29 protein-coding genes, 1 tRNA gene and 1 pseudogene are annotated in these 26,544 nt (G+C 72.1%); 15 read left to right on the top strand and 16 right to left on the bottom strand.

Annotation, left to right across the window (positions count from 1 at the left end; all coding sequences use genetic code 11):
* The first annotated feature begins 245 nt into the window (after positions 1-245).
* Positions 246-662 carry a TIGR03668 family PPOX class F420-dependent oxidoreductase gene (locus FR742_RS38035; RefSeq protein ID WP_148036086.1) on the top strand — a complete coding sequence of 139 codons (417 nt, stop codon included), beginning with the start codon at positions 246-248 and terminating at the stop codon, positions 660-662.
* Positions 663-668: 6 nt separating this feature from the next.
* Here the strand turns inward: FR742_RS38035 and FR742_RS38030 are convergent, their stop codons facing one another.
* The 5 genes from FR742_RS38030 to FR742_RS38010 all read right to left on the bottom strand — a co-directional run bounded on the left by FR742_RS38030 (position 669) and on the right by FR742_RS38010 (position 4,472).
* The gene (locus FR742_RS38030; protein WP_148036085.1) at positions 669-1,616 is read right to left on the bottom strand and encodes a CU044_5270 family protein; all 948 of its coding nucleotides are present in this window, start codon (positions 1,614-1,616) and stop codon (positions 669-671) included.
* Positions 1,609-2,196, bottom strand: coding sequence for an RNA polymerase sigma factor (locus tag FR742_RS38025; RefSeq protein ID WP_148036084.1), 588 nt, complete (start codon positions 2,194-2,196; stop codon positions 1,609-1,611). Before FR742_RS38025 ends, FR742_RS38030 begins: the two co-directional genes overlap by 8 nt.
* Positions 2,197-2,295: 99 nt before the next feature.
* Positions 2,296-2,544: an SCO4226 family nickel-binding protein gene (locus tag FR742_RS38020; protein ID WP_148036083.1), complete on the bottom strand. Its 249-nt coding sequence runs from the start codon at positions 2,542-2,544 to the stop codon at positions 2,296-2,298.
* A gap of 151 nt (positions 2,545-2,695) precedes the next feature.
* Positions 2,696-3,820: a S1 family peptidase gene (locus FR742_RS38015; protein ID WP_148036082.1), complete on the bottom strand. Its 1,125-nt coding sequence runs from the start codon at positions 3,818-3,820 to the stop codon at positions 2,696-2,698.
* A gap of 82 nt (positions 3,821-3,902) precedes the next feature.
* Positions 3,903-4,472: a TetR/AcrR family transcriptional regulator gene (locus tag FR742_RS38010; RefSeq protein ID WP_148036081.1), complete on the bottom strand. Its 570-nt coding sequence runs from the start codon at positions 4,470-4,472 to the stop codon at positions 3,903-3,905.
* 79 nt (positions 4,473-4,551) lie between these two features.
* On the opposite strand from FR742_RS38010, the gene FR742_RS38005 reads away from it, so the two are divergent.
* Genes FR742_RS38005 through FR742_RS37985 form a run of 5 tightly spaced genes read left to right on the top strand, consistent with a single transcriptional unit; the run spans position 4,552 to position 8,580 of the window.
* Positions 4,552-6,330, top strand: coding sequence for an MDR family MFS transporter (locus FR742_RS38005; protein ID WP_315970661.1), 1,779 nt, complete (start codon positions 4,552-4,554; stop codon positions 6,328-6,330).
* The gene (locus FR742_RS38000; RefSeq protein ID WP_148036079.1) at positions 6,327-6,731 is read left to right on the top strand and encodes a hypothetical protein; all 405 of its coding nucleotides are present in this window, start codon (positions 6,327-6,329) and stop codon (positions 6,729-6,731) included. The genes FR742_RS38005 and FR742_RS38000 overlap by 4 nt, the downstream gene beginning before the upstream one ends.
* On the top strand, positions 6,728-6,970 hold the full coding sequence (locus FR742_RS37995) for a hypothetical protein (RefSeq protein ID WP_148036078.1): 243 nt from the start codon (positions 6,728-6,730) through the stop codon (positions 6,968-6,970). Before FR742_RS38000 ends, FR742_RS37995 begins: the two co-directional genes overlap by 4 nt.
* A gap of 29 nt (positions 6,971-6,999) precedes the next feature.
* Positions 7,000-7,722, top strand: a complete 723-nt coding sequence (locus FR742_RS37990) for a M15 family metallopeptidase (RefSeq protein ID WP_148036077.1) — start codon at positions 7,000-7,002, stop codon at positions 7,720-7,722.
* A 12-nt stretch (positions 7,723-7,734) separates the two neighbouring features.
* A complete protein-coding gene (locus tag FR742_RS37985; protein ID WP_148036076.1) occupies positions 7,735-8,580 on the top strand; it encodes an NUDIX domain-containing protein in 846 nt (281 codons plus the stop codon).
* Here FR742_RS37985 and FR742_RS37980 read toward each other — a convergent pair.
* A complete protein-coding gene (locus tag FR742_RS37980) occupies positions 8,563-8,952 on the bottom strand; it encodes an STAS domain-containing protein (RefSeq protein ID WP_148036075.1) in 390 nt (129 codons plus the stop codon). The two genes, FR742_RS37985 and FR742_RS37980, sit on opposite strands and share 18 nt — an antisense overlap.
* Here FR742_RS37980 and FR742_RS37975 point away from each other — a divergent pair.
* Positions 8,940-9,026 (top strand) — tRNA-Ser (locus FR742_RS37975). The two genes, FR742_RS37980 and FR742_RS37975, sit on opposite strands and share 13 nt — an antisense overlap.
* Positions 9,027-9,074: 48 nt before the next feature.
* Here the strand turns inward: FR742_RS37975 and FR742_RS37970 are convergent.
* Positions 9,075-10,910 (bottom strand): MinD/ParA family protein, encoded by a 1,836-nt coding sequence (locus FR742_RS37970; RefSeq protein WP_261809005.1) that lies wholly within the window; start codon positions 10,908-10,910, stop codon positions 9,075-9,077.
* Positions 10,911-11,024: 114 nt separating this feature from the next.
* Here FR742_RS37970 and FR742_RS37965 point away from each other — a divergent pair, with 114 nt between their 5' ends.
* Both FR742_RS37965 and FR742_RS37960 read left to right on the top strand, forming a co-directional pair.
* Positions 11,025-11,981, top strand: coding sequence for an NAD(P)H-quinone oxidoreductase (locus tag FR742_RS37965; protein ID WP_148036074.1), 957 nt, complete (start codon positions 11,025-11,027; stop codon positions 11,979-11,981).
* A 5-nt stretch (positions 11,982-11,986) separates the two neighbouring features.
* Positions 11,987-12,499: a bacterial proteasome activator family protein gene (locus FR742_RS37960; RefSeq protein ID WP_148036073.1), complete on the top strand. Its 513-nt coding sequence runs from the start codon at positions 11,987-11,989 to the stop codon at positions 12,497-12,499.
* On the opposite strand, the gene FR742_RS37955 is transcribed toward FR742_RS37960, so the two are convergent.
* A complete protein-coding gene (locus FR742_RS37955) occupies positions 12,490-13,296 on the bottom strand; it encodes an HAD family hydrolase (protein WP_148036072.1) in 807 nt (268 codons plus the stop codon). The two genes, FR742_RS37960 and FR742_RS37955, sit on opposite strands and share 10 nt — an antisense overlap.
* A gap of 221 nt (positions 13,297-13,517) precedes the next feature.
* Here FR742_RS37955 and FR742_RS37950 point away from each other — a divergent pair, with 221 nt between their 5' ends.
* Together FR742_RS37950 and FR742_RS37945 are read left to right on the top strand one after the other, a co-directional pair.
* A complete protein-coding gene (locus FR742_RS37950; protein ID WP_101787411.1) occupies positions 13,518-13,721 on the top strand; it encodes a cold-shock protein in 204 nt (67 codons plus the stop codon).
* A gap of 188 nt (positions 13,722-13,909) precedes the next feature.
* A complete protein-coding gene (locus FR742_RS37945; protein WP_148036071.1) occupies positions 13,910-15,304 on the top strand; it encodes a glycoside hydrolase in 1,395 nt (464 codons plus the stop codon).
* Here FR742_RS37945 and serS read toward each other — a convergent pair.
* From serS to FR742_RS37930, 3 genes are read right to left on the bottom strand one after another with little or no spacing between them, the layout of a single operon-like run.
* Positions 15,268-16,530: a serine--tRNA ligase gene (gene serS / locus FR742_RS37940; protein WP_148036070.1), complete on the bottom strand. Its 1,263-nt coding sequence runs from the start codon at positions 16,528-16,530 to the stop codon at positions 15,268-15,270. The genes FR742_RS37945 and serS overlap by 37 nt on opposite strands.
* Positions 16,531-16,574: 44 nt before the next feature.
* Positions 16,575-17,495, bottom strand: a complete 921-nt coding sequence (pheA, locus tag FR742_RS37935) for a prephenate dehydratase (RefSeq protein WP_396990643.1) — start codon at positions 17,493-17,495, stop codon at positions 16,575-16,577.
* A 2-nt stretch (positions 17,496-17,497) separates the two neighbouring features.
* Entirely contained in the window at positions 17,498-18,727 is a 1,230-nt protein-coding gene (locus FR742_RS37930; protein ID WP_261809004.1) for a glycosyltransferase 87 family protein, read from the bottom strand.
* A 61-nt stretch (positions 18,728-18,788) separates the two neighbouring features.
* Here FR742_RS37930 and FR742_RS46185 point away from each other — a divergent pair, with 61 nt between their 5' ends.
* A complete protein-coding gene (locus FR742_RS46185) occupies positions 18,789-21,077 on the top strand; it encodes a hypothetical protein (RefSeq protein ID WP_261809003.1) in 2,289 nt (762 codons plus the stop codon).
* A gap of 286 nt (positions 21,078-21,363) precedes the next feature.
* Here the strand turns inward: FR742_RS46185 and mptB are convergent.
* The 3 genes and pseudogenes from mptB to FR742_RS37910 form a co-directional block, all read right to left on the bottom strand.
* A pseudogene (mptB, locus tag FR742_RS37920) lies at positions 21,364-22,353 on the bottom strand (polyprenol phosphomannose-dependent alpha 1,6 mannosyltransferase MptB); the annotation flags it as partial.
* A 186-nt stretch (positions 22,354-22,539) separates the two neighbouring features.
* Positions 22,540-23,265 carry a glycosyltransferase gene (locus FR742_RS37915; protein ID WP_148036069.1) on the bottom strand — a complete coding sequence of 242 codons (726 nt, stop codon included), beginning with the start codon at positions 23,263-23,265 and terminating at the stop codon, positions 22,540-22,542.
* Positions 23,262-23,609 (bottom strand): STAS domain-containing protein, encoded by a 348-nt coding sequence (locus tag FR742_RS37910; protein ID WP_148036068.1) that lies wholly within the window; start codon positions 23,607-23,609, stop codon positions 23,262-23,264. The genes FR742_RS37915 and FR742_RS37910 overlap by 4 nt, the downstream gene beginning before the upstream one ends.
* Positions 23,610-23,842: 233 nt before the next feature.
* On the opposite strand from FR742_RS37910, the gene FR742_RS37905 reads away from it, so the two are divergent.
* Positions 23,843-24,244, top strand: coding sequence for a hypothetical protein (locus FR742_RS37905; RefSeq protein ID WP_148036067.1), 402 nt, complete (start codon positions 23,843-23,845; stop codon positions 24,242-24,244).
* A 9-nt stretch (positions 24,245-24,253) separates the two neighbouring features.
* Here FR742_RS37905 and FR742_RS37900 read toward each other — a convergent pair whose 3' ends face one another.
* A complete protein-coding gene (locus FR742_RS37900; RefSeq protein WP_261809002.1) occupies positions 24,254-25,336 on the bottom strand; it encodes a sensor histidine kinase KdpD in 1,083 nt (360 codons plus the stop codon).
* Positions 25,333-26,031: a response regulator transcription factor gene (locus FR742_RS37895; protein WP_148036066.1), complete on the bottom strand. Its 699-nt coding sequence runs from the start codon at positions 26,029-26,031 to the stop codon at positions 25,333-25,335. The genes FR742_RS37900 and FR742_RS37895 overlap by 4 nt, the downstream gene beginning before the upstream one ends.
* Before the next feature lie 94 nt (positions 26,032-26,125).
* Here FR742_RS37895 and FR742_RS44890 point away from each other — a divergent pair, with 94 nt between their 5' ends.
* Positions 26,126-26,299, top strand: coding sequence for a hypothetical protein (locus FR742_RS44890; RefSeq protein WP_187281667.1), 174 nt, complete (start codon positions 26,126-26,128; stop codon positions 26,297-26,299).
* The gene (locus tag FR742_RS37890) at positions 26,296-26,517 is read left to right on the top strand and encodes a DUF6412 domain-containing protein (RefSeq protein WP_148036065.1); all 222 of its coding nucleotides are present in this window, start codon (positions 26,296-26,298) and stop codon (positions 26,515-26,517) included. Before FR742_RS44890 ends, FR742_RS37890 begins: the two co-directional genes overlap by 4 nt.
* Positions 26,518-26,544 lie beyond the last annotated feature (27 nt).

Genomic DNA, 26,544 nt, shown 5'->3' with positions numbered 1-26,544 from the left:
CACGAGGAAGCCCCGCCGATCTGGGGCGGGGCTTCTGCTCGTTCACTCCGTGCGCAACGTCTTCCAGTGCGACGGGGTGCCCTCGTACATCACGTCGTTGCAGTCGCAGCTTCCGCAGCCGGGGGTCATCGCGATGCTCCTCCTCGCCCTAAGAGATGGGGCCTTCGTACCCGCAGTGACGATCCCGGACGCTTACGTGACGGTGACGGTCACCGGACCACGGGCCGCCGGGGAATGCTGGAGGCATGGATTCCAAAACGGCGCGGCGGATGTTCGCGGGCGCGCGGGTCGCCCGGCTGGCGACGGTGGGCGCCGAGGGCAGGCCACGCCTCGTCCCCGTCACCTTCGCCGTCCTCGGCGACCGGGTGATGACGGCCGTCGACCACAAACCGAAGCGGACCACCGACCTGCGGAGGCTGCGCGACATCGGCGACAACCCGAATGTCGCGCTGCTGGCCGACCATTACGAGGACGACTGGACGCGCCTGTGGTGGGCGCGGGCGGACGGCCGCGCCGCCGTCGCGCCGGACGGCCCGGAGCGGGCCGCCGCGCTGGACGCGCTCGTGGCCAAGTACGACCAGTACCGCGAGCGTCGCCCGGCGGGGCCCGTGATCCTCGTGGAGGTCACCCGCTGGTCGGGATGGCGGTACTCCGGGGGGTGAAAGCGCTCAGCCTCGCTCGCCCGGGCGGTCGACGATCATCGACGACAGCAGGGCCGTGCGCCACACCGCGCCCTTGGGCAGGTGGGAGTCGCGCAGCCAGACCGTCGCGGTGCCCAGGTAGCGGTAGGTGTCCGGGTCGAGGATGTCGTACCGGCGGACGTCGCCGCCTCCTTCCCGCCAGATGCCCAGGCCGGAGCGGCCCGCGGCGTCGGTCACGCCGTGTTCGATCCGGACGCCGGGGATGAGGGCCAGGGCCTGGAACATGGCCGCCTCCAGCCGCGGCGGCATCGTGCCGTACCTGCTCAGGTAGAGCGTGATCACGCGGTAGGCGCGGGCGTCGGGCGGTTCGGCGTTCCGCGGGACGCCCTTCTCCTGCGGGAAGTCGATCCAGTGGCGGTCGCCCGTGACCTTGGCCAGCAGTTTCCTCGGGTCGGTCGGCAGCCCGCGGAGCTTGGCGTCGTACTGCCCCGGCGCCAGGTCGTCGTCGCCCGGGTCCGGAGGGACGTCGGTGACCACCAGGTCGCCGTTCTCGCCGAAGCCGGCGGTCTGCTTGCCGTCGTAGCGGATCCACCTCTCGTAGGTCTGGGCCGTGTCCGAGGTCGGCTGCTTGTCCATGGACCTGGTGTAGTGCCACTGGGTCGGCGCCGGCCGGGGGGCGTCGCCGCGCTCGCTCGCCACCTTCGCGGCCTGGGCCAGCACCAGGCCGGGGTCCAGCCGCACGGCCGACGACGGGGTGACGGCCGGTTCCGTGACGGAGGGCTCGGACGGCAGGGCGACCACGGCGAGCACGGCCACGGCCGCGCCGGCCGCCCCGACGGTGATCAGGCGGTGCGCCCACGTCCACCTGCGCCGCCGGATCCGGGTCAGGAGCCGCCGCCGCTGCGGGATGGACCACTCCTGGTCCGGCTCGGGCACCTCGGCCCGCCACTCGCGCAGCGATCGCAGGTCATCCATCCAAAGACTCCTCTCGCGTCACGGTGGGGTCGGCTCCGCCGAGCGCCTGGCGCGTCCGGGCTCTGGCCCGGTGCAGGCGGGACCGGACCGTGCCGATGGGGATGCCCAGCGCGCGGGCCACGTCCTCGTAGGACATGTCGGCCCACGCCATGAGTAACAGCACCTCCCGGTCGCCGGGCGACAGCTCGGAGAGGGCCGCCGCCAGCCCGGCCTGCTGCGCCGAGACCCGGTTGTCGACGCGGTCGGCGTACGGCTCGGTGATCTCGTCGACACCGGTGCGGACCAGCGCGCGGTAGAACCGGATCTCCACCCGGCGTTGCCGGCTGACGAGCCGGGCGGCGATGCCGTACAGCCACGGGCGCGCGTCAGGGTGGCTCGTGTCGTAGCGGTGGCGGCGCCGGAAGGCGGTGAGGAAGACGTCGGAGACGATGTCGTCGGCCAGGGACGGGCCGAGTCGCCGGGCGACGTAACGCCGCAGTGCGGGGGCATGCCGGTCGAAGAGTCCGGCGAAGACCTCCGGGTCGTGCCGCGAGCGCCGTATGAGGTCGGCGTCGGCCGTGCCAGACTCTTCGGCGATCACCCGGTGCTCCCGTTCGCTGCGCAGTGCATTCGACGGCTTTCGCCCGTACGACCACCGCGAGTTCGCGAAAAGGAGTGTGAACTACGTCACATACTTGGCTCAGATGCTCAGCGGCACGTGGTGGATCTCGTCGGCCGGGTGGCCGGCGCGTTCGTGGATGCGCAGGACCGCGTCCGCCGTGGGCGCCTCCGAGAGGCAGTAGATGACTCCTTCCTCCGGGTCCGCCCAGGCGTGCTCGAAGGTCACTCCCTCCTCGTCCTGGATCTCGACGTCGGCGGAGTGTGCCCGTTTGAGCTGGTCACCGGTGATGCCCGCCATGCCGCGGTGCATGTCGAGGAACTTCGCCATCACTGCCTCCCCCAGGCAAGCTGTCTCCTCCAGCGTAGGTTCGCCCCCGCAGCCGGCACACCAAGTGGGACCCAAGAGGGCGTATCGGGCCACTCGTACGAAACAGCGTGCCCGGCGACGTGGGCCGGGCACGCTGGGTTCGGGTGGGAGATCAGCCGGTTCTCAAGGTGAGGCCGTACGCCGACAGGATCTCGTTGACGGGCTGGTGGTACGTGGTCCCGCCGATGCTGCAGTTGCCGGAGCCGCCGGAGGTGACGCCCTGGGCCTGGCTGCCGGAGATGAACGAGCCGCCGGAGTCGCCCGGCTGGGCGCACGCGCTGGTGCGGGTCAGGCCGGAGACAGTGCCCTGCGCGTAGCGGACGCTGGCGTTGTGCTGCTGGATGGTGCCGCAGCGCCAGCCGGTGGTGGAGCCGGAGCGGCAGATGGACGCGCCGACCGACGCCTGCGTGGAGCCGCGGACGGTCACGAGCGCGCCGCCGGAGCCGCGCACGTACGGGGTGGCGTTGTGGCCGGGAGCGGCGACCCAGGCGTAGTCGTTGCCGGGGAAGGACGAGCCCTGGAAGGTGCCGGTCGGGTTCGTGGTGCGCGAGCCGGCGCGGCCGCAGTGGCCGGCGGTGACGAAGCCGGGGGTGCTGCCGCGGGTGACGGAGAAGCCGACGCTGCACCGGCTGGAGCCGATGTAGAACGCGGAGCCGCCGATGATGTCCATGAACGGCTGCGGGCTCTCTGTGGAGACGGCGACCTTGACCACGCCCTTGTCGACGCCGGCCGCGGCGGCGAGCGCCTCGCCGGCTTCCTGGGTGGCGGCCAGGATGACGACGCTGTTGGTGGTCACGTCGACGTACCAGAGGGAGGCGCCGGTCTTGCCCTTCTGGGCGGCCAGGTCGAGCTGGTCCTTCACGGAGGTCAGCTGGGCCAGGGTGCGGCCGACGACGACCGGCTGGGCGCCCTTGGCCTCGATGGCCGGGGCCTCGGCGGCGTCGGTGGTGGCGACCATGAGCTTGGAGGCGTCGGCGTTCAGCCAGGAGCCGCCGTAGGAGTCGCCTAACGAGGCGGTGAGGGTGGCCTCGGTGGCGGCGGCGCGCTGCTCGTTGGCCAGCCGGGTGACGACCTGCCGCTCGGTGAGCCCGAGGTCGCGTTCGAGCGCGTCGATCACCGACGGCGGGGTTGCCGGGTCCGCCATGGGGGCCGGGTCGGCCATGGCGGGGACGGCGAGGGGGAATGCCAGGCAGGCCACGATGGTGGCTCCTGCCAGCGCACTGCGTTTACCCAACATGCGCACTCCTTGGTGGGGGGTGCTGTCAAGTTATCGGCTGGCGCTGGCAACGACACGTCCTCAAAAAGGCCGTATTTCGGTCTTATGGTTCATGTCCTGAAATATCTAGACACACGGTGAACATTGCGGTCAGCCGGTCCACGTCCGCCGGAGTGGGCGGCTCCGGGCCGAGCGCGCGGCGGACTCTGGTGATGCCGGTGAGGAGCGCCGCCGCGGTGCGCGCCCTGGCCATCGCGTCGGGGTCGTCGCCCAGGAACTCCGCAAGCGGGGTGATGATGGCCGTCCGCAGGCGCTCCCGTACGAGCTCCTGGATCTCCGGGTCGTCGGCGGAGTGGGCCAGGGCGCGCAGGATGCGGCTCTTCGGGTCAGCGTGCATGCGGCGGGCGGCGAACTCCGCGAGCCGGCGCGGCAGCCCCGCCCGGTCGCCTTCGAGGACGACCCGGATCGTCGGCTCGTCCCGCAGGACCTCGCCGAACAGGCCCGCCTTCGACCCGAAGTAACGCCCCACCAGAGCGATGTTGGCGTCCGCCGCCGAGGCGATCATGCGTACGGTCACGCGCTCGTACCCATACTCGGCGAACAGCGCCCTGGCGGCGTCGAGCAGCCGCAGACGGGTGGCCGCACGATCCCGGGGGCGGGCCTCAGCTCTCATGCCCGGGAATATATCGGCTTGCCGAAACACTAGTAAACAGGCGTATACTTCCATGCGGAATACGAGGGGATGTGGTGACTTGGCGGGCCAAGCGGCGGCCGCAAGCCCCCAGAAGCAGTACACCCACCGCGAGGTCCTCGAGGTCATGGCCGGGCTCATGCTCGCCATGCTCACCTCGATGCTGTCGACGTCCGTGGTGGGCACGGCGCTGCCGACGATCGTGGGGGAGCTCGGCGGCCAGGACCAGTACTCGTGGGTGGCCTCGGCGACCATCCTGACGATGACGGTGTCCACACCGCTGTGGGGCAAGCTGTCCGACGTGTTCGGCCGCAAGCGGCTCTTCCAGGTGGCGCTGGCGGTGTTCGTCGGCGCGTCGCTCGCCGCGGGGCTCTCGCAGAACATGGGCCAGCTCATCGCCGGGCGCGCCCTGCAGGGCGTGGGCGCGGGCGGCCTGGGCGCGCTGGCCCAGGTCATCCTGGGCGACATCGTCTCCCCCCGCGAGCGCGGCCGCTACTCCGGCTACATGGGCGCCGTCTTCGGCGTCTCCACCGTCGCCGGGCCGCTGCTCGGCGGGTTCCTGGTCGACGCCGAGATGCTCGGCTGGCGCTGGTGCTTCTACGTGGGCGTGCCGCTCGCCGTGGTCGCCGCGGTCGTCGTGCAGAAGGTGCTCAAGCTGCCGCACGTCAAGCGCGACACCCGCATCGACATCTGGGGCGCCACCACCATCACGGCCAGCGCGACCTCGCTGATGCTGCTGCTCACCCTGGGCGGCACCGAGTTCGCGTGGAACTCGCCGTGGACCTACGTCCTGGCCGCCGTCAGCCTCGTCTCGCTGGGCCTCGCCGTGCTCGCCGAGCGCACCGCGGGCAACCCGATCCTGCCGCCCCGGCTGTTCAGCAACCGCACGTTCATCCTGACCAGCCTCGGATCGCTGTTCGTCGGCGTGGCGATGTTCGGCGCGATGATCTACCTGCCGCAGTACCTGCAGGTCGTCCAGGGCATGAGCCCGACGGACTCGGGCCTGATGACGCTGCCCATGGTGATCACGCTGTTCCTGTCCGGCGTCATCTCCGGCAAGACCGTCACGAGGACCGGGCGGTGGAAGATCTTCCCGGTCGTCGGCATGCTGCTCGTGACCATCGGGCTGTTCCTGCTGTCGCGGCTGCACGTCGACTCCAGCCCGTGGGTCATCGGCCTCGACATGGCGGTGCTCGGCACCGGGCTCGGCCTGACCATGCAGATGCTGATCCTGGCCGCGCAGAACGGCGCCGAGGTCCGCGACATGGCCTCCACGACCTCCGGCGTCTCGTTCTTCCGCTCGCTCGGCGGCGCCATCGGCGTGGCCGGGTTCGGCGCGATCCTGACCAACCGGCTCTACGCCGAGATGCCCGCGGGGAGCGCCAGGCCGTCGCTCGGCAGCCCCGACGAGATCCAGGCGCTGCCCGAGCCGGTCAAGCACCTCGTGCTGGAGGCGTTCACCCGCGGCCTGGAGACCGTCTTCCTGGTGGGCGTCCCGATCGCCCTGCTCGGCTTCCTCGCCGTGGTCTTCCTGAAGGAGCTGCCGCTGCGCGGCGGCGCCACTCCCCCGCCCGCCGCCCCGCCGCCCAGCAGGGACGACCTGGTGCTGGCCGGCCTGCTGCTCGAACTCGTCGCCCAGCGCGTCGAGCGCGTGAACGGCCGGCCGTCGGCGCTGCTCACGGCCGTGGCCAAGATGGCGCCGCCGGACGACCGTACCGAGAAGGAACGCGCCAGGGCCGTGGCGCGCGAGGTGCTGCGCCCCACCTCGCGCGCGCTCATCGCGCAGGCGGCGCCGCCGGCGCCCGCGAAAGATCTCGTGACAGGAGGGATCCCGCAGTGATCCGCAAGTTGGTCGGCGCCGTGCTGGCCGCGCTGGCGGCCATGGCCGGGTTCTGGCTGATGGTCGCGCCGTTCGCGCTCGGCACCCAGCCCGAGGGCGCGGCCTGGAACTCCGCCACCACGACGGAGTTCTTCACCGGCCTCGGCGTCGCCGCCGTCGGCCTCGCGGGCGCCGCCGCCTTCGCCGCCGCCATCCACGCCGAGCTCGCCGCGCGGGGCCTGGTGACGGTACGCGAGCGCCAGCGGGAACCGGAGCCCGCCGCCCCCCAGACCTCGTCCGCCGAGCTGGCCGCCCTGCTGGCGCCCCTGGTCGAGGCCCTGCGCGAGGACCTCGACGCGACAGACCGCGAGCGGCGGCAGAACGGATCCACGACCCTGGTCGCGTCGGAGGACCAGCGATGAGGGCCAAGCTGGGCGTGACCGCGCTGGCGCTGCTGTTCCTGACCGGGCTCTGGCTCGTCGCCGCCCCGTTCGTGGTCGGCTACCAGCCCAGGGGCACCGCGCTCACCGCCGCGACCGTGAACGACCTGTGGATCGGCGGCGCGCTCGCCGGCGGGTCGTTCCTCGGCCTCGTCTGGTACGCGGCCGACCTGTTGCACGAGCTGACGACCCGGCGCGGCAAGCTGCGTCGTACCGGCTGACCTGCTGGAACGTGTCGTATCGTGGCGGGATGAAGCGTGCTGCCACCCTGGCGCTCGTGGTGCTCGCCTCCGTGGCGTGCGGCGGGCAGAGCCCGGTCGCGTCGGCCAGACCGGCGCCGCCGACGACCTCCGCGACGCCCTCTGAGCCGACGCCCACCGCGAAGACGCCCACCGCCACCGAGCCGCCCTCGTTCGACGCCGAGGTGAGCCAGGTGACCCGCGACCAGCTGCGGTATTCGTGGCGTGAAGGCTGCCCGGTCCACTACCGCGACCTGCGCCTGATCAGGATGACCTACTGGGGCTTCGACGACAAGCCGCACACCGGTGAGCTGGTCGTGCGCAAGACCGTCACCGACGACATCGTGCAGGTCTTCGAGAAGCTGTACGACTGGCGCTGGCCGATCAGGCGGATGGAGCTGATCGACGTCTACAAGGGCGACGACTACGACTCCATCGACGCCGACAACACCTCGGCCTTCAACTGCCGCCAGGCCACGGGGTCGAGCAGCTGGTCCAAGCACGCCTACGGCGAGGCGATCGACATCAACCCGCGCGAGAACCCGTACGTGACCGCCGACGGCAGGACGGCCCACTCCAACGCCCGGAAGTACACCGAGCGGCCGATGAAGGGCAAGGGCGTGATCAACCCCGGCGACAAGGTGGTGCGGGCGTTCGCGCAGGTGGGATGGCAGTGGGGCGGCAACTGGTCGGGCACCAAGGACTACCAGCATTTCAGCAAGGGCGGCGGCTGAGAGAATCGAGACATGGCTGACAAGGACGGCGACGGCTGGACCGAGTGCGGGCGAGGACACCGCCACTGGGGGCTGCACGGCGCCTCGGGGCTGCTCGCCGTGCACCACGACGAGCTCGGGGTGCCTCACGTGCTGATGCAGAAGCGTTCGGCGTGGAGCCACCACGGCGGCACGTGGGGGCTGCCCGGCGGGGCGCGCGACAGCCACGAGGACGCGGTGGCGTCCGCGCTGCGCGAGGCCCGCGAGGAGGCGGCGGTGGCGGGCGACCTGCTGCGGGTGCAGGGGGTCTACCGCGACGACCACGGCGGGTGGGCGTTCGAGACGGTGATCGCGGAGTCGGCCGAGCGGCTGGCGGCGGTCTGCGCGAACGGCGAGAGCGACGAGCTGCGCTGGCTGCCGCTGGGCGAGGTGGCCGCCAGGGAGCTGCACCCCGGCTTCGCCGAGACGTGGGGCACGGTCAGCGGTGCGATCAGCCCGGAGACCCTGGTGCTCGACGTGGCCAACATCGTCGGCGCGCGGGCCGAGCGCGGCTGGTGGAACGACCGGCTGGGGGCCGCCACCCGGCTGCTGGAGGAGGTGTCGGGGCTGCGGCTGTCGCATTCGGTGCTGGCGCAGTGGTATCCGCGGATGGTGGCGGTGGTCGAGGGCGCGGCCAGGGAGGTGCCCGACATTCCCGGGATCCAGGTGGTCGCGGCGGCCGGCAGCGGCGACGACGCGATCGTGGACGTGGTGCGCCGGGCCAAGCCGTGGGAGCGGGTGCTCGTCGTCACCGCCGACCGGGAGCTGAGGGAGCGCGTCGCCGAGCTGGGGGCCGAGACGGCGGGACCCAAGTGGCTGCTGTCACAGCTGCGCGGGTAACACGTCGTCGAAGACGGCCTTGAGCCCGGTCACCTCCAGCACCCGCTGCAGGACCCCGTGCACGCCGGTGAGCCGGAGCGTGCCGCCGCGCCCGCCGACGGCGCGCTGGTGCTCCACCAGCGCCCACAGGCCGCTGGAGTCGCAGAACTCCAGCCCGGAGGCGTCGATCACCACGTCGAGCGGTCCTTCGGCGGCGAGGGCGTCGAGCCGCTTCTTGAAATCGGGAGCCGTCAGCTTGTCCAGGTCACCCCGCAGGCGCACGGTGGCCGAACGCTCCGCCCGTGCCACCTCGATCTTGAGATCCGCCACCACCTGAACGTACACCGGCGTCACCGCAGCCGCTATCGTGGTGTCGCACTGGAGGGTTCGCATAGTGGACGAGTGCAGCCGCCTTGAAAGCGGCCAGGTCAGCGATGGCCTCGTGGGTTCGAATCCCACACCCTCCGCTTCCCGACGAAACCCGCTCACCGGCCGGTGAGCGGGTTTCGTGCCGTCTACCGGCCGGCGCCGGCGAAACCGTCTCCGATGCTGGCGGCGAGCTGCAGGTAGGCGTCCCTGGTCGCCTCCTGCAACCGGTCCAGGTCGATCTCCGCGCCCTCCTCCAGATGCGGGTCGTACGGCACGCGGACGACGGCCCGGCACCGGGCGGCGAAGTGGCCCTCCAGCTTGTTGATGTCGACAGCCGACTTCGACCTCGGCCTGACGCTGCACAGCACCACGGTCGCGTCGCGTACGAGATTCTCGTAGTGGTGGGCCTCCAGCCAGTCGAGCGTGGCCGAGGCCGCCCGCGCGCCGTCGACCGACGCGGAGCTGACCAGCACGATCTGGTCGGCGAGGCCGAGCACCCCGCCCATCGCGGAGTGCAGCAGGCCGGTGCCGCAGTCGGTGATGCAGATCGAGTAGAAGTTCTCCAGCACCTGCGAGACGGCCTGGTAGTCGGCGCCGCTGAACGCCTCCGACACCGACGGGTCGCGGTCGGAGGCCAGCACCTCCAGCCGCGACGGCGCCTGAGAGGTGAAGGCCCTGATGTCGACGTACCTCTTGACCTGGTCGGCCTCGTTGAGCAGGTCGCGGACGGTGGCCGAGGTCTCCAGCTTCAGCTTGTCGGAGAGCGTTCCACGGTCGGGGTTGGCGTCGACCGCGATCACGCGGTCGCCGCGGATCTGGGCCAGCGTGGCGCCCAGGCCGACCGTGGTCGTGGTCTTGCCGACACCGCCCTTCAGGCTGAGCACGGCGACGCGGTGGTGGCCGGTGGCGACGGGCGTGCGCGCCCTGGCCATCAGCGCGCGGCGGCGCCTGACCTCCGGCGGCTCGCCGGGCTTGATCCAGCCGCCGGACGCCTTGTAGACGATCCGGCGCCAGCCCTTGGAGGGGGCGTTGCGGCGGCCGCGCAGCAGCGTGTCGGGGTCCAGGCTCTCGGCGGTGGGCCTGCCGGTCGCCGGGGGCCTCGGCGGGGCGTTGAAGACGGGCACCGGGGCCGGGCGGTGACGCGGCTCGGGCTGCCTCGGCGGCTCCTCTGCTCTCGGGGGCGCCTCCTCCGCCGGGCGCGGCTCCTGGAACCTGAGGTGCTCGTCGAACGTGCGGGCCTCCCGGCCGGCGCGGGGCTCGTCGAAGGCGCGCTGGGACGGCTCGGCGAACGGCGGGCTCGGCTGGTCGAAGGTGCGTTGCGGAGGCTCGGGGAAGGCATGCTGCGTGGGCTCGGGGAGCGACGGGGGCGGCAGCGACGGGAGGGACGGGAGCGTTTCGTCCGGGGTGTGCTGGGCCGCCTCCTCGCGCGCCGGCTCGGCGGCGGGCTCGGGCGGGGCGGGCGTCTCGCTGGCCCAGGCCGGTGGAACGGGCCAGGAGAGGTTCTCCTCGGTCTTCTCCTCCACCTTCTCCGGCTCGGGGAAGGACGCCAGCGCGTAGCTGTCGGTGTCGTCCGGCCGGGGCAGCGGCTTGAGCGGGGCCAGGAACGCGTCGTCGATCGCCGGTTTGGTGTCGGCGCTGTCATCGGCGGGCGGATCGTCCCCCGTGTCGGCCTTTGTGTCGGTCTTGTCGCGCGGGCTCGCCTTGTCCAGCCACTCCCCCGCCTCGCTCTCGGTGGCGGGCACCGCCTCCGACCCGTACACCGAGTCGACCGCGGCGCGGAAGAGCGGCGGGGTCGGCGTGTCGTGCTGCGGCACCGACGCCCACGGGTCCTGGGGGTAGGGCGAGACGACGACGGTCTCGTCGGCCGGGACGCCCGGGCCGGTCTTGGCGCTCACCTTGACCGGCGCCTCCTCGGACTCCTTGATGGCGTCCAGCCAGGCGAGCTGTTCCTCGAGAGCTTCTTCTCGATCGTGTCTTGCCACCGTGTTCCCCCTCGGGCGGGTCTAAAGGGGTGGTAAATATCTTGCAGATTAACGCCAAGCGCTCCGGGGAAGGCCGGCAACCCTCAACTTCTCTGCCCCGTTACCGTGGTGCGCATGCGAGCCATCGAGATCACCCGCAGCGGCGGGCCAGAGGTGCTGGAGTGGCGGGAGGTCCCCGACCCGGAGCCCGGGCGCGGTGACGTGCTCATCGACGTGGCCGCCTCGGCGGTCAACCGGGCGGACGTCCTCCAGCGCCAGGGCAACTACCGACCCCCGCAGGGCGCCTCGCCCTATCCGGGGCTGGAGGTGTCCGGCGTGGTCGCGGCGGTCGGCGCGGACGTCGAGCACTTCAAGGCGGGCGACGAGGTGTGCGCGCTGCTGGCCGGCGGCGGCTACGCCGAGCGGGTGGCCGTGCCGTGGCAGCAGGTGATGCCGGTGCCGCGGGGCGTCCGGCTGGAGGAGGCCGCCGGGCTGCCCGAGGTGGCCTGCACGGTCTGGTCCAACGTGTTCATGCTGGGCCGGCTGCGCAAGGGAGAGACCTTGCTGGTGCACGGCGGCGCGAGCGGCATCGGCACGTTCGCGGTGCAGCTCGCCAAGGCGTTCGGGGCGAACGTCGTGGTCACGGTCGGCTCGTCCGGCAAGGGCGAGCGGGTCAAGGAGCTGGGCGCCGACGCGTACGTGAACTACCGCGAGGAGGACTTCGCCGAGCAGGTCAAGGCCGATGTGATCCTCGACATCATGGGCGCCAAATACCTGGCCGGCAACCTGCGGGCGCTCAAGACCGGCGGGCGGCTGGTGGTCATCGGCATGCAGGGCGGCCGCAAGGCCGAGCTCGACCTGGGCGTGCTGCTGGCCAAGCGGGCCTCGGTGCACGGCACCACGCTGCGCGCCCGCCCGGTCGAGGAGAAGGGCGCGATCGTCCGGAGCGTCGTGGAGAACGTGTGGCCGCTGATCGACGCCGGTGCGGTGCGGCCGGTGGTGTTCGCCGAGCTGCCGATGTCCGACGCGGCCGAGGCTCACCGTATGGTGGATTCCGGCGACCACGTTGGGAAGATCCTCCTAGTACGGTGAGACTTATGAATGCTGAGGACAACAACTCGCCTCACATCGTGGTGGTGGGCCCCGACTTCCAGGGTCAGGACGATAACGGCGAAGACGAGCGCTCGGTGGCCAACCTGGTCGAGCAGCCGGCCAAGGTGATGCGCATCGGCAGCATGATCCGGCAACTCCTCGAAGAGGTGCGGGCCGCCCCGCTCGACGAGGCCAGCCGCAAGCGGCTGAAGGACATCCACCAGTCTTCGATCAAGGAGCTGGAGGACGGCCTGGCGCCCGAGCTGGTGGAGGAGCTGGAACGGCTGTCGCTGCCCTTCACCGAGGACACCGGCACCGCGCCCAGCGACGCCGAGCTGCGGGTGGCGCACGCCCAGCTGGTGGGCTGGCTCGAAGGGCTGTTCCACGGCATCCAGACGACGCTGTTCGCCCAGCAGATGGCGGCCCGCGCCCAGCTGGAGCAGATGCGCAGGGCGCTGCCCGGCGGACGGCCCGAGGAGCACCCGCGCCCGCCGGGCGGCTCGGGGCCCTACCTGTAGAGCTCCTCGAGCACCAGCGCGACGCCGTCCTCGTCGTTGGCCGCGGTCACATGATCGACCGCGGCCAGCACGCCGGGGTGCGCGTTGGCGACCGCGTAGGAGGTGCCTGCCCACGTCAGCATGGGCAGGTCGTTCGGCATGTCGCCGAACGCCACGACCTGCGACTGCTCGATGTCGTGCCGCTCGGCGAGGGTGGCCAGGGCCGTGGCCTTGGTGACGCCGATCGCGCTCATCTCGATGAGCCCGCGGCCGCTGGAGTGGGTGGCGGTCACCAGGTGCCCGACCAGCTCGTGCACGGTCGCGTGCAGCTCGTCAGGGCCCAGCTCGGGGTGCAGGGCCAGCAGCTTGACGCAGGCCCGCGAGGTGAGCGACTCGCCACGCAGGCGGGCCCTGCCCGTGGTGGCGCCGTCCCAGGTGCCGAGGCGGAAGTCCGACTCGTGCGCGTGGCCTCCCTCGTACTCGACCGAGAACGAGAGATCGGGGACGTTCGCTCGAAGCTGAGAGACGACTTCTTCGAGCACCTCCGGGTCGATGAGGTGAGACTTCACCACCCGTTCGGTGTGCATGTCGTAGATCAGCGCCCCGTTGGCGCAGACGGCGAGGCCGCGGTGCCTCACCGCCCCCGCCACGGGGTGCATCCACCGAGGCGGGCGGCCGGTGACGAACACCAGCATGGCCCCTGCGTCCTCGACTCTGGCGAAGGCGGCGGCGGTGCGGGGAGACACGGTTCCGTCCGTACGGAGGGCGGTGCCGTCCAGGTCGGTGGCCACCAGGCGGGGTGCGCGTAGGTTGTGCATAACACGTTCCAGTTTGCCCGCTGATGCGCCCAGCCAGAAATCTTCGTTCGACGGGAACACCAACGCGCCAGAATGGTGTTAGATGTGGAGGCGTTGTATTAGCTATCCCGTAGTGAAAACCAGCATGACATTGTCTGAGCCACCCCGGGTGCTTGCTGTACGACACACCGGGATCCACGAGGTGTGGGTCCCATAGATTCACATCCTGAGGGAGAGCTTTTATGGCTCAGGGAACCGTCAAGTGGTTCAACGCCGAGAAGGGCTTCGGCTTCATCGCCCCGGACGGCGGCGCGCCGGACGTGTTCGTGCACTTCTCCGAGATCGTCGGCAACGGCTACCGCAGCCTTGAAGACGGCCAGCGGGTCGAGTTCGAGATCACGCAGGGCCAGAAGGGGCCGCAGGCCTCCCAGGTCCGCTCCATCTGACCTGTAGCAGCGAGACAGGCCGGGGTTCGCTTCCAGCGGACCCCGGCCTTTCGCGTTTGTTATGGCCTTGACCGGCCGTTGTCACGGGTGTGACTCGATTCACAGGCCAGGCGAACCCCGGCACCTTTCCGCACATCTAGCGATATATGAGGTACGCCTGGTTATGTCACCCCGTAACAGTGACCTCCGTGATCGTCCTGTTACTCAACGATCACATCCTCAAGCACGCCTGGCCCGGGTTCGTCACGGCCAAGCTGAGTGACCTCGCCGGACTCGTCGTCGCACCGCCCCTGGTGGCGCTCCTCCTGCTGCGCCGCGCCGATCTCGCGGCCACCATCCTGACCGGTGCGCTCTTCACGGTCGTGAAAACGACGGAGACGGGCGCTGAGGCCGCCTCCCAGATCTGGACCACCCTGGCGGGCTCCTCGCGCGTCCTGGCCGATCCTGGGGACCTGCTGGCCCTTCCTGCGCTCCTCCTGGCCTGGTGGGTGCGGCAGCGCAGCCGGCGGGCGGTGGCCGCGCGGTGGCGGGTGCTCACCGCCGTCCCCCTGGCCGTCCTCGCCGTGACCGCCACCGCGGGCCACCCCGGCATGCCCGGCGCCGAGGTCGTCGACCTCAGGGACGGCGTCCTCGTGCTCGACTCCCGGTACGCGTCGCACGACGGCGGCGCGACCTGGGAGACGTACGTCGCCTCCGACGCCTACGCGGGACCGGAGCGCGAGTATCAGCCCGGCCAGCGCGCCGCCTGCCTGCGCGAACACTGCTACCGGCTCGTCCGGCATCACGTGAAGGTGCTGCGCTCCGGCGACGGCGGCCGCACCTGGGAGCCCGAGTGGGAGATCCCTCCAGGCCGGGTCACCATGCTCGAACGCGAGCTGGTGGGCGGGCGGCCCGACGAGGACCCCATCGTCTCCAGGACGCTCGTGGTCCAGGACCGGCCGGGCGGGCACGTCGTGGTCGTCGCCAACGGACGGGACGGCGTCGCCGTGCGCGGCGTCGACGGGACGTGGCGGCGGTTCGGCTTCAGCGCCGACGGCCGTCTGCTGGAGTCGGCCGCGATCCCGCTCGACCGGCCCGCCGACGACGACGCGGAGATGCTGGTCGCCGGGCTGGCCGCCGCCTGGGCGACCCTGCTCGGCCTGGCCGTTCAGTCGGTGCGGGCGCGCCGCGCCCGCCCCTGGCTCGTCGTCGTGCTGGGCGGCCTCGGGGCGCTGCTGATCGCGCCGTTGCCGTACGAGCGAGTGTTCGGACCGCACCAGAACGTCATGACGGACTGGAGCCCGCTGCCCCCGCTCCTCGCGGCGCTGGGCGCGGCCCTGCTGATCTGCGTGGTCGTCGTGGCCTGCTCGCTGGTCTCGGACGGCGGCGTCGGGTCGCGGGGCGCGGTGGACGCGCTGGCGCTCGGCGTGGCGGTCGGGCTCTGCGTGGCGGGACCGTTCAAGGCGTGGAGCACGGGCTGGATCGACCACGGCGCGGCGCTGGCCGTCGCCGTGGTCGCCGCGCCGCTCGTGTGTCTCCTCGGGGCGCTGGCGCTGCGCCCCCGCCGCTACTTGACCGGCTCCAGCACGTCGAGCCCCACGTAGGGGCGGAGCGCCTGGGGGACCACCACGGAGCCGTCGGCCTGCTGGTGGTTCTCCAGGATGGCGACGATCCACCGGGTGGTGGCCAGCGTGCCGTTGAGCGTGGCGGCGTACTGCGGCCTGCCGTCCTTGTCGCGGAAGCGCACGCCCAGCCGGCGGGCCTGGAACTCCGTGCAGTTGGAGGTCGAGGTCAGCTCGCGGTAGCGGCCCTGGGTCGGGATCCACGCCTCGCAGTCGAACTTGCGGGCCGCCGACATGCCGAGGTCGCCCGCCGCCGTGTCGATCACGCGGTAGGGCACCTCGATCTTGGCCATCATCCGCCGTTCGTACTCCAGCAGGCGCTGGTGCTCGGCCGCCGCGTCCTCTGGCCGGACGAAGGAGAACATCTCCACCTTGTCGAACTGGTGGACCCTGATGATGCCCCGGGTGTCCTTGCCGTAGGAGCCCGCCTCGCGGCGGAAGCACGACGACCAGCCCGCGTAGCGCAGCGGGAGCTGGTCGGCGGGCAGGATCTCCTGCGCGTGGTAGCCGGCCAGCGACACCTCGGAGGTGCCGACCAGGTAGAGGTCGTCCTCGGGCAGGCGGTAGATCTCCTTGTCGTGCGCCACGTGGAAGCCGGTGCCCTGCATGGTCTCCGGCTTGACCAGGACCGGGGTGATCATGGGCACGAAGCCGGTCTCGATGGCCTGCTGCATGGCCATGTTGAGCAGGCCGAGCTGCAGCCGGGCGCCCTGGCCCTTGAGGAAGAAGAACCGCGAGCCGGACACCTTGGCGCCGCGCTCCATGTCGATCGCGTCGAGCCGCTCGCCCAGCTCCAGGTGGTCCTTCGGCTCGAAGTCGAACGTGCGCGGCTCGCCGTGGGACTCGAGCACGACGTAGTCGTCCTCGCCGCCGGCGGGCGCGTCGGCCTCGACGATGTTGGGCACCGTCTGGAGCAGCCCGTCGAGCTCGGCGGCGAGCTTCTCCGCCTCCGCCTCGGCGGACCGCACCTGGGCGGCGAGGTCCTTGGCCCGCTGGAGCAGCGCGGCCTTCTCCTCGCCCTGCGCCCTGGAGACCTGCTTGCCGAGGCTCTTCTGCTCGGCGCGCGAGGACTCGAACGAGGTCAGCGCGGAGCGGCGGCGCTCGTCCAGGTCGAGCAGCGAGTCGACGACCGAGTCGTCCTCGCCGCGGGCACGCTGCGACGCCCGCAGCCGGTCGGGGTCCTCACGAAGGGTACGCAGGTCGATCACAAGGAAAGGCTACCGGCGCGCGGCGAGCACCCGCTCCCCGATTATCAGACCTGGCCGGCGCGGATCCTGGCGAGCCACTCCTTCGCCCCGGCGAACTCGGGGTCGCCCGTGCCGCGCTTGATCCGCGGAGCCACCCCGTCGGCGCGCGGATAGCTGCCCAGGAAGCGCACCTCGCCGCAGATGCGGTGGAGGCCCGCGACGGCCTCGCCCACCCGCGCGTCGGCCACGTGGCCCTCGAAGTCGAAGTGGAAGAAGTAGCGGCCGATGCCCTGGCCGGTGGGCCGCGACTCGATGCGGCTCAGGTTGACGCCGCGCACCGAGAACTCGGTCAGCATCTCCAGCAGCGCGCCCGGGTGGTCGTCTGCCAGGAACACGACCAGGGTGGTGCGGTCGCTGCCGGTCGGCTCGGGCAGCGGGCCCGGCCTGCTCACGCGTACGAACCTCGTCACGGTGTCGGACCGGTCGCCGATGTCGCTCCGCAGCTCGACCAGGCCGTAGTGCTCGCCCGCGATGCGGGCGGCGATCGCGGCGTCGTACGGCGAGCCGGGCAGCGACACCTCCTGGGCCGCCGCCGCCGTCGACGGGGCGGACACCACGACCGCGTCGGCCAGCTCGCGGTTGAGGAACCCGCGGCACTGCGTGATCGCGGCCGGGTGGGTGTAGACCCGCTTGACGTGCACGATCTCGGTGTCGGGCCGGGCCAGCAGCGAGAACCGCACCGGGAGCAGCAGCTCGGCGGTGATCAGCAGCGGCTCGCCCCAGGCGAACTCGTCCAGCGTCGTCGTGATGCCGCCCTCGAGCGAGTTCTCCAGCGGGACCACCGCGGCGTCGGCCTCGCCGGCGCGCACGGCGTTGAGCGCGGCGGTGACCGTCGCGCAGGGCAGCCGCTCGGCTTCGGGCTCCAGGAGCGTCAGGGCCTCTTCGGTGAAGGTGCCCTCAGGGCCGAGGTACGCGGTTCTGGACATGATTACAGGGTATCCGCAGGTTGACGTGCTAGGTGGGGCATTCGGGACTCCTCGGCACGTCGCCCCGGCAGCCAGTGCGCCAGCAGCCAGACGAGGAAGATCGCGCCGAGGCCGAAGCCGTTCTGCAAGATCTTGCCGAGCACCGGGCTGACCACCGGGATCTCCGCCGCCTTGATCGCCACGCCCCACCAGGGAACCGGCACCACGTAGTACAGCCACACCCCGGCGGCCACCCGCAGCCGCACCGGGTCGCGCCCGTCGCCGACGATGGCCCCCAGCACCACGACCACCCAGGCCAGATGGTGGATCCAGGCCACCGGCGAGAGCAGCACCGCCATCAGCCCCACCAGCGCCACCGCCGTCAGCGTGTCGCCGCGCCGGTACGCGTCGCGCGCGCCGCGGAACCCGTACCAGCCGACCGCCGCGACCGCCGCCAGCCAGATCACGGTCGTCAGCAGGTCGGGCAGGTAGAGGCGGATGAGCATGCCGCGCATCGACTGGTTGGTGGTGGCGGCGTTGGCGCCCAGCCGCTCGGAGTCCAGCAGCGCGCCGAACCAGAAGTCCACCGCGTCCTGCGGGATCACCGCGAACGGCAGCAGCGTCAGCAGCGCCGTCACCAGCGAGGCCATGAACAGCGTCCGCCACTGCCGCGTCACCAGCAGGTAGATGAGGAACACCCCGGGCGTCAGCTTGACCGCCGTGGCCAGCCCGATCAGGAACCCGCGCGGCCACCACGGCCGCCGCGCCACGCAGTCGGCCAGGCAGAGCGCCACCAGCAGGATGTCCACCTGCCCGAACCGCACCTGGTCGCGGATCGGCATCAGGAACGTGCACGCCACCATCAGGAACGCGAACACCCACGGCGCGTGCCGCCCCAGCGACTCCCTGAACGCGAACCCCACCGCCACGCCCAGCGCCGCGAAGATCCCCGCCGTCCACACCCACTGGGCGGTCACCCACGACATCGCCGCCAGCCCGCTCGCGAACAGCGCCGCGACCGGCGGGTAGGTGAACGGCAGCAGCTGCGGCGCCGGCGTGAAGAACCCGTAGACCGGACGTCCGTCGAGCACCATCTGACCGCCGGTACGGTAGACGTCGAGATCGACGAGACGCTGGTCGCCGGGGTTGGTCAGCCAGTGCTCGACCAGCGGCCACACCCCGGCGGCGACGACCACCGCCGCCAGGGCCCACGCCCACCATCGCCGCCGCATCGGCGTCTCGACACCCGTCACGCTGTGGCAGGCTACCGTGGCGGTTGACCGAAGGGCGCGCCGACTCAGGGGGTTCAGCACGATGCCGCACAGGTTCCGCTCCCTGTTGCGGCTGGTGGTGGTCGGGCTGCTCACGGTCATGGGGGTCGCCGTCCCGGCCTCCGCCGCCGTCCAGGGACGGGTGGCGGTCGTCGGCGTGCCGGGGCTCGAGTGGAGCGACATCGACCAGACGCGTACGCCCAACCTGTGGAAGCTCGCCGGGCAGGGCGGCACCGCCTCCCTGTCCACCCGCGCCGTCCCGCCCCCCGGCCGGGGCATCACCTGCGCCGTCGCCGGCTGGCTGACGGTCTCGGCGGGTCAGCGCGCCGGCACCCCCGGCGAAGGCTGCCCCGAGACCCCGGCGCCCACCGGCGATCCCGGGGCCCCCGGACACTCCGTCACCGTGCCCGGCTGGGCGGAGCTGGTGGCTCACCAGGCCGGCACCGGCTACGACGCCCGGCTCGGCACCCTCGCCCAGACCGTCATCGACGGCGGCGGGAAGGTCGCCGCCGTCGGCCCCGGCGCCGCCCTGGCCGCCGCCGACGAGACCGGCCGCGTCGAGACGTACGCCGACGCCCCGGCCCGGCTCGGCGACCTCGCCTCGTACGCGCTGATCGTCATGGACGTCCCGGACCTCGCCACCGCCTGGGCCGCCCAGCCGCGGGACGAGTACGGAGTCCCCACCGGCATGCCGCAGGACGTCCGGCAGGAAGCGGCGGCGGCGGCCGACCGGCGCGTCGGCGAGTTCCTGGCCGTCCTCCCGCAGGACACCACCGTCCTGGTGGCCGGGATCTCGGACGTCTCCCCCGGCGCGCACCTCCACGTGGCCATGGCCACCGGCGAGCGCTACCCCGCAGGACACCTGACCGCCACCTCGACCAGGCAGGACGCGCTGGTCGCGATCCAGGACCTGACGGCCACCGCCATCCACCTGACCGGCCTCGAACCCCCGCGGCAGGTCGTGGGCCGCCCCTGGCAGCCGGGTGGCGCGACGGGCCCCGCCACGCAGGAGACGGTCGCCGAGCTGGCGGACGCCGACCTGGCCAGCCAGGTGCTGCGCGAGGTCCGCGGCCCGTTCTTCGCCGTCTTCGTCGCGGTCCAGCTCCTCTTCTACGCCTTCGCGGCCCTGGCGCTGCGCCGCCGCAGATCGGCCGCCCCGCCGGACGCGCGTCCCGACGCGCGTCCCGCCGGAGCCGGCGACACCGCCGCCGAGGCCGGTGCCGCCGGGGGGATCGACGTGGCCGGGGCGTCGCGGTTGCTGGTCACCGTGCAGGTCGTCTCCGTGATGAGCGGCGGCATCGCCGTCGCCACGTTCCTGGCGCAGCTCGTGCCGTGGTGGAGCCTGCCCGCGCCGATGGCCGCGCTCATCGTCACGATCGTCGCCATGGCCGGGCTGATCACCGGCCTGGCCTTCGCCGGTCCGTGGCGCGCGCACGTGCTCGGCCCGCTCACCGTGGTCGCGCTGGTGACCTCCGCGGCGATGCTGGCGGACGTCATGACCGGCTCCCACCTCCAGGTCAACGCCGTCTCCGGGTACGAGCCCGTGACGGGCGGACGGTTCTACGGCTTCAGCAACATCGCCTTCGCCATCTACGCCACCGGCACCATCCTCGGCCTCGCGGGCATCGCGCAATGGCTGCGCGGCAAGGGCGCGCCCCGGGCGGCGGTGATGACGGTCTGCGTGCTGTACGGCGGACTGGCGGTCTTCGCGGACGGGTCGCCCGCGTGGGGGGCGGACTTCGGCGGCGTGCCGGCGTTCGTCGCGGGCCTGTCGGTCTTCCTCATCCTCCTCTCCGGCGGCCGGGTGTCGTTCGTGAAGCTCCTGGTCGTCGGCCTGGTGGGGGCCGTGCTCATCGGCGCCATCTCGGTCGCCGACTGGGCGCGCCCGGCCGGGCAGCGCACGCACCTCGGCACGTTCGTGCAGCAGGTCATCGACGGCCAGGCGTGGACCGTCGTGAGCCGGAAGTTCGGCGCGATGGTCGGGGTGACCGTGGGGAACTGGTCGCTCACCCTGCTCTCGCTGGTCGCGCTGGCGTTCTTGTTTCTGGTGCTGGCGCGGCCGTCACGCTGGGGGGCGTCGGCGCTCGGGCAGGCGTACGCGCACGCGCCCGCACTCAGCGCCGGCCTGATCGGCGCGCTGACCTGCGCCTTCATCGGCTTCCTGATGAACGACTCGGGCATCGCCATCCCCGCCATGGCGCTCACGGTGGCGGTGCCCCTGACGCTGGCGTCGTGCGTACGCGCTCTGCAGCTCGCCACGCCCACCACAGCAGGGCAGCCGTCAGCGCCAGCAGCAGCCACGGAACGACCTGACTCCGCACGACGGTCGTGAGCCACCCGAGCTCGGGCGGCTGCCCGGCGACCCGCGCGGGCAGGTAGGCCAGCGACAGCACCAGCAGGTGGGCCACCACGAACCGGTCCAGGGCGGACGCCGCGGCCAGCGCCAGCACCCCGAAGGCGAGCCCGTCGTACCAGGGCAGCACGTACGGCGAGGCGAACAGGTAGGCGACCACCATCACCGCCGCCACGGCCACGGCCGCCTGGCCCCCTTCGCCCTTGACGGCGAACCACCCGCGCCCCGGCGCCGGGGAGGCCGTGAGCAGGGGGCGGGGGATCGCGCGGAAGAGGGCCCAGGCGATGAGGGCGAGCAGGAGCAGGGAGCCCACCTGGATCTCGCTGCGGTAGGCGTGGCCCATGCCGACGACCGACTGGAGCCAGCCCTGGACGAGCTTCCAGAACGAGGCGTTGGAGATGGACTTGCTGGTGCGGGCCACCGGGGCCAGGGCGTCGAGGCCGGAGGCGGCGTAACCGGCGGCCACCACCGCCAGGGCGACCCCGGCCGTCAGCGCCAGGCGGCGGGGGTTTCTGCGCAGCTCCCAGGCGGGACCGAGAGCGACCAGGCCGGCGTTGAGCTTGATGGCGACCCCGAGCCCGAGCAGGGCGCCTCCGATGACAGGCCGCGACCGGGCCAGGAGGGCGGCGACCATGCAGGCGACGGCCAGGGTGTCCACGTGCATGCCGGCGACGAGCTGGTAGAGCAGCAGCGGGTTGGCCGTCCACAGCAGCGCGCCCCGCAGCCGCGCGGCGGGCTCGCCACGGGCGAAGCGGTCGATCAGGAGGCCGGTGGCGATGAACACCGCGACGTTGACCAGGGCCAGCAGGAAGATCGTCAGGCGGACGGAGTCGCCGGCCAGCCAGCTCGCGGCGGCGTGCGTGGCCGTGGCCACCGGGCCGTAGACCGAGGGCTCCTCGCGCCACGGCGCCTCGACGGCGTCGGTGACGGGATCACCGGGAAGGTCGTCGGCGCCGTGGGTGTAGGGGTCGATGCCGAGCGAGGCCAGGCGGCCGTAGCCGGCGTAGTTGAGATGGTCGCCGGAGCCCGACGGGGGCAGGAACGCGAGCAGCCCGGCGGCCAGGCAGCCGAGCAGCACGAGCGTGCCCGGCAGGCGCGCGGGGAAGGACGCGGGCGGCACGGCCAGGGCGCCGAAGAGACCGAGCCCGCCGAGCACCAGAGCGGCCACGGCCAGGGAGATCACCAGATAGGGGTGAGGACCGGCGGCCAGCGAGTAGGGCGGCTGCCAGCTTGGCCCCGACAGGGCCGGGACCATGGCGGACGGGCCGAGCACGCCGATGAGGGCCGTCAGCAGGATCGAGGCGGCGATGCAGGCCAGAGCCGGCCACATGAGCCGGTGGGGGGAGCCGGCCCGCGTCTCGGAAGTCACCCGCAAATTCCAGCACACCCGCCACAGGGCTCCGTCCGCCCGTCCCCAGCCTGTGGACAACCCCGGGAAGGGTCAGCGCCTGGGGCGGAGCTTCGCGAGGTTGTCGGCCACGAGGGGTTCGCGGGTGGCCAGGGCCAGGGCGACGTCGCGGAGCTGCCTGGCCCGGTGGAGCTGGGAGCGCCAGTCGGAACCGGTCGCCCGGTGCGCCATGTCGACCTCGACCTCGACCACGCGGAACCCCTTGCGGATCAGGTCGATCGTCAGGGCGGTCTCCACGCCGAAGCCGTGGGCCAGCGGGCGGGCCGCCTCGAACGCCTCCCTGGTGAGGCAGCGCTGGCCGTTGAGCGGCTGGGTCGCCTCGAAGCCGGTGGCGCGGCGGATGCCGTCTCTCGACAGCCGGACGACGATGCCGTGGCCGGCGAGCTTGACCCGGTTGGTGAAGGCGGCGATGGTCATGTCGGCCTCGCCGGCGCGCACGGGCCCCGCTAACGCGGCCGCGGCCTGGGCGCTGCCGGCCAGGTCGGCGTCCAGGAAGAGCAGATGGCGGGCGTCGCCGTCGAGAAGGCGCACGGCCTCGGCGCCCGTCTCCATGGCGGCCGCCTTGCCGCGGTTGCGGCTGTGGCGGACGACCTTGGCGCCCGCCGCGCGGGCGACCCGGCCCGTCTGGTCGGTCGAGCCGTCGTCGACCACGACGACGAGGTCGACGCCGGGCAGGCCGAGGGCCGAGGCGACGGTGAGGCCGATGCGATCGGCTTCGTTCTTGGCCGGGATGACGACCGCGGTGTCGCCCGCCGTCATGACTTCTCGGAGAGAAGGAACTCCTGCGGCACCTCGTCATGCACGGTGAACACCGAGTCGAGCCCGGTGACCTGCAGGATCTTCTGCACGGCGGGGCGCGGCGAGGCCACTTCGAGAGTGCCGCCCTGCTCCTTCATGCGCTTGAGTGCCGACAGCAGCACGTTCATCCCCGTGGAGTCGCAGAAATCCACGGCGGACATGTCTATGACCACGCGGCCGGGCCCCTCCTGGAGCAGCCGGGTGAACTCCGACTGCAGGTGGGGTGCCGTATAGAGGTCGATTTCACCGGCAATCACGACAAGTGCGTGGCCGGCATGTGATCGAGTCGAGACCTTGAGCTCCACAGAGGCAGGCTAGCGGCGTGAGGGCTCCGGGTCACGTTGTCACGCCGATACGTGAATGACGGCATGGATTCCGGGTGGCGACGAGAGTGGCCATTTGGGCTCCACGAAGACGGAGAGTAGGCGAAACTTGACGGTGCGCCACCATGGCGGCCGGAGAGGGGGCGGGCCTGAGCTCCGGATCCGGTCACCACTTCACAGGAGGAGGCTGGGCGAGCTCACGGGCCCGATGACCTATGAACACAGACCAACCGGAAGATCCTCAGCGTCGGAGAATCCGCGAACAGCTGGAAGCCATTCTCATCCGCAGCGAGAAGGCGACCTCGTGGCACGACGAGGCGGCCCGCCTGCGCGGGCTGGTCAACCACGAGGGTTACGTCCCCGTACGCACCAAGCTGGCCGGGGAGGACCTCGACTTCCTCTCCGGGGCCCGCGACGAGCTGCTGATGTTCTCCGAGCTCGGGTTGCGGCTGCTCGACCTGCATCAGCCGCGTGACGCGGGCGGCATCACCAGCGACGCCGCGCACCCCATCCTGCGGTGCCGGAGCTGCATGTGGAGATGGCCCTGCCCGACATTTCGTGCAATGTCGGAGTCGTTCGGCTCCACCTGCGAGTCCATCCTCCCGGAGACCGCCTGATCCACCCCGTCATCCGAGAGGGAGGCGGATCTCGAACCGGCAGCCCGGCCCCTCGTTCACCACGCCGATCACCCCGTCGTGCGCCTCCACGATGCCCCGGGCGATCGCCAGCCCCAGCCCGGCCCCGCCGTCCGCCGTCGGGGTCCGGGCCGCCTCCCCGCGGAAGGCCACCTCGAACACCCGCGACAGCTCCTCCTCCGGGATGCCGCCGCAGCAGTCGCTGACCGACAGGCAAGCCATCCCCGACTCCACCCCGGCCCGCATCACCACCGGCAGGTCCGAGGGCGTGTGCTTGACGGCGTTGACCACGAGGTTGCGCAGGGCCCGCCCGAGCGCGCCCGCGTCGGCCTCGACCGGCACCGACGCCGCCGCCTCAGCGGTGAGCACCACGCCCTTGGCCCTGGCCAGCGGCTCGGCCCCGGCCAGCGTGTCGGCGACCAGGTCGGCGAGCCCGATCCTGGCCCGCGACAGCCGCAGCGCCCCGGCGTGGATCCTCGACAGCTCGAACAGGTCGTCCACCATCGCCGACAGCCGTTCCACCTCCAGCTTGATCTGGCGGTGGTAGCGGCCGACCGTCTCGGGGTCGGCCGCGACGCCGTCCTCCAGCGCCTCGGCCATGGCGCGCATCCCGGCCAGCGGGGTGCGCAGGTCGTGGCTCACCCAGGCGACGAGTTCGCGCCGGGCGCCTTCGAGTGCGCGTTCGCGCGCGTACGCCTCCTGCAGCGCGTCGGCGATGGCCTGGAGCTCGGCGGGCAGCCCCCGCGGCGCGGTGAACGGCGGCTCGCCGACCGCGGCCACCAGCCGCCTGCTCTCCGCCACCACCCGCCTGGCCACCACGAACGCCACACCGAGCCCGACGAGGCCGCCGACGGCGATCACGCTGAGCACGACGTCCCTGGCCGGGCCCTCGATGATCATCCGCATGGTGATCGCCACCACGCCGGCCAGGGTGGCGGCCACCGCGACGACCACCACGATCGCCATCATCACGCCGATGGAGCGGGTGCGCAGCCACCACATGACGGCCAGGCCCGCCGCCGCCACCAGCAGGCCCAGGCCCGCGGTGACCACGACGATCATGCCGAGGCTCACGCGGGGCCCTCCAGCGGTTCGTACCGGTAGCCGACCCCCCAGACCGTGACGATCCTGCGCGGGTCGGTCGGATCGGGCTCGATCTTCTCCCGTAACCGTCTGACGTGCACGGTCACCGTGGAGGAGTCGCCGAACGACCATCCCCACACCTGGTCGAGCAGCGCCGCCCGGCTGAACGCCTGCCTGGGGTTGCGCATCAGGTAGGCCAGCAGGTCGAACTCGCGGGCGGTCAGCATGATCTCCGCCCCACCCAGCCGTACCTCGTGGGCGCCCACGTCCACCGTCAGGTCGGCGTCGCGGAGCACGCCGGTGCCGCCGGTGACGGCCGCGCCGCGGGCGCGGCGCAGCACCGACCGCACGCGCAGGGCCAGCTCGCGCGGGCTGAACGGCTTGACCACGTAGTCGTCGGCGCCCGTCTCCAGGCCGACCACCCGGTCGATCTCCTCCCCGAGCGCGGTCAGCATGATCACCGGCACCGGCCAGCGCTCCCTGAGCTTCCTGCACACCTGCAGCCCGTCGAGCTGGGGCAGCATCAGGTCGAGCACCATCAGGTCGGGCGGCCTGGCCAGCGCGCGGCGCAGCGCCTCCGCGCCGTCGCCCACGCACTCGACCTCGTGCCCGTCGCGCTCCAGATAGCGTGCGACCACCTCGGACACGTTCGGGTCGTCGTCGACCACCAGGATGCGGGTGTTCACGCCATCACGGTACGGCGCTGCGGCGCGGGCGAGGCGATCACGTCATCGCTTCGTAAGCCTCGCACGCGGCACCGGCACGACGTACGGTGGCGTCATGGGTCGAGTCATCATGCTCGTGGCGGGTGCCGCGCTGGCGCTCTTCGTGCTGTTCACCTTCATCATCCCCATGGTTCTGGGGCTGCTGAAGATCGCGCTGATCATCGGAGTGATCGCTCTGCTGGTCTTCGTCGTCGTCACGCTGGTCGGTAAGTCGTCCTCGCCGCAGTGACGGCCTTCCTGTTCGATCCGTGGCTCATCGCCGTCACCATGGTGGCGGTCCTGCTGCTGGTCTCGTGGGCGGCCAGGCTGCTGCCGGCCTGCGGCGGTGAGCCGTCCGGGTTCCCCCTGGTGTACGCGCGGCGCACGGCCTTCCAGCGCCAGCGCGATCCCGACGCGGCCGGGAGACCTAGACCGCGAGCTCCTTCACCGCGCCCCGCTTCCTGTTAGGCGGGGCTCGGACCCGAGCCCTGGAAG

The organism is Nonomuraea sp. C10 (assembly GCF_008017515.1).
Classification (GTDB): Bacteria; Actinomycetota; Actinomycetes; order Streptosporangiales; family Streptosporangiaceae; genus Nonomuraea; species Nonomuraea ferruginea.
The sequence above is the reverse complement of the archived record's forward strand: the minus strand, read 5'-3'. Positions and strand labels throughout refer to the sequence as shown.

What these genes read in the sequence shown, in the direction of transcription:
- FR742_RS37955 (WP_148036072.1), bottom strand. Translation starts at nt 13,296, where the DNA reads ATGCACAACCTACGCGCACCCCGCCTGGTGGCCACCGACCTGGACGGC.
- FR742_RS37950 (WP_101787411.1), top strand. Translation starts at nt 13,518, where the DNA reads ATGGCTCAGGGAACCGTCAAGTGGTTCAACGCCGAGAAGGGCTTCGGC.
- FR742_RS37995 (WP_148036078.1), top strand. Translation starts at nt 6,728, where the DNA reads ATGAGGGCCAAGCTGGGCGTGACCGCGCTGGCGCTGCTGTTCCTGACC.
- pheA (WP_396990643.1), bottom strand. Translation starts at nt 17,495, where the DNA reads ATGTCCAGAACCGCGTACCTCGGCCCTGAGGGCACCTTCACCGAAGAG.
- FR742_RS37980 (WP_148036075.1), bottom strand. Translation starts at nt 8,952, where the DNA reads ATGCGAACCCTCCAGTGCGACACCACGATAGCGGCTGCGGTGACGCCG.
- FR742_RS37960 (WP_148036073.1), top strand. Translation starts at nt 11,987, where the DNA reads ATGAATGCTGAGGACAACAACTCGCCTCACATCGTGGTGGTGGGCCCC.
- FR742_RS37905 (WP_148036067.1), top strand. Translation starts at nt 23,843, where the DNA reads ATGAACACAGACCAACCGGAAGATCCTCAGCGTCGGAGAATCCGCGAA.
- FR742_RS38010 (WP_148036081.1), bottom strand. Translation starts at nt 4,472, where the DNA reads ATGAGAGCTGAGGCCCGCCCCCGGGATCGTGCGGCCACCCGTCTGCGG.
- FR742_RS37965 (WP_148036074.1), top strand. Translation starts at nt 11,025, where the DNA reads ATGCGAGCCATCGAGATCACCCGCAGCGGCGGGCCAGAGGTGCTGGAG.
- FR742_RS46185 (WP_261809003.1), top strand. Translation starts at nt 18,789, where the DNA reads ATGCCGCACAGGTTCCGCTCCCTGTTGCGGCTGGTGGTGGTCGGGCTG.
- FR742_RS38035 (WP_148036086.1), top strand. Translation starts at nt 246, where the DNA reads ATGGATTCCAAAACGGCGCGGCGGATGTTCGCGGGCGCGCGGGTCGCC.
- FR742_RS37915 (WP_148036069.1), bottom strand. Translation starts at nt 23,265, where the DNA reads ATGACGGCGGGCGACACCGCGGTCGTCATCCCGGCCAAGAACGAAGCC.
- FR742_RS38015 (WP_148036082.1), bottom strand. Translation starts at nt 3,820, where the DNA reads ATGTTGGGTAAACGCAGTGCGCTGGCAGGAGCCACCATCGTGGCCTGC.
- FR742_RS44890 (WP_187281667.1), top strand. Translation starts at nt 26,126, where the DNA reads ATGGGTCGAGTCATCATGCTCGTGGCGGGTGCCGCGCTGGCGCTCTTC.
- FR742_RS37990 (WP_148036077.1), top strand. Translation starts at nt 7,000, where the DNA reads ATGAAGCGTGCTGCCACCCTGGCGCTCGTGGTGCTCGCCTCCGTGGCG.
- FR742_RS37985 (WP_148036076.1), top strand. Translation starts at nt 7,735, where the DNA reads ATGGCTGACAAGGACGGCGACGGCTGGACCGAGTGCGGGCGAGGACAC.
- FR742_RS38020 (WP_148036083.1), bottom strand. Translation starts at nt 2,544, where the DNA reads ATGGCGAAGTTCCTCGACATGCACCGCGGCATGGCGGGCATCACCGGT.
- FR742_RS38030 (WP_148036085.1), bottom strand. Translation starts at nt 1,616, where the DNA reads ATGGATGACCTGCGATCGCTGCGCGAGTGGCGGGCCGAGGTGCCCGAG.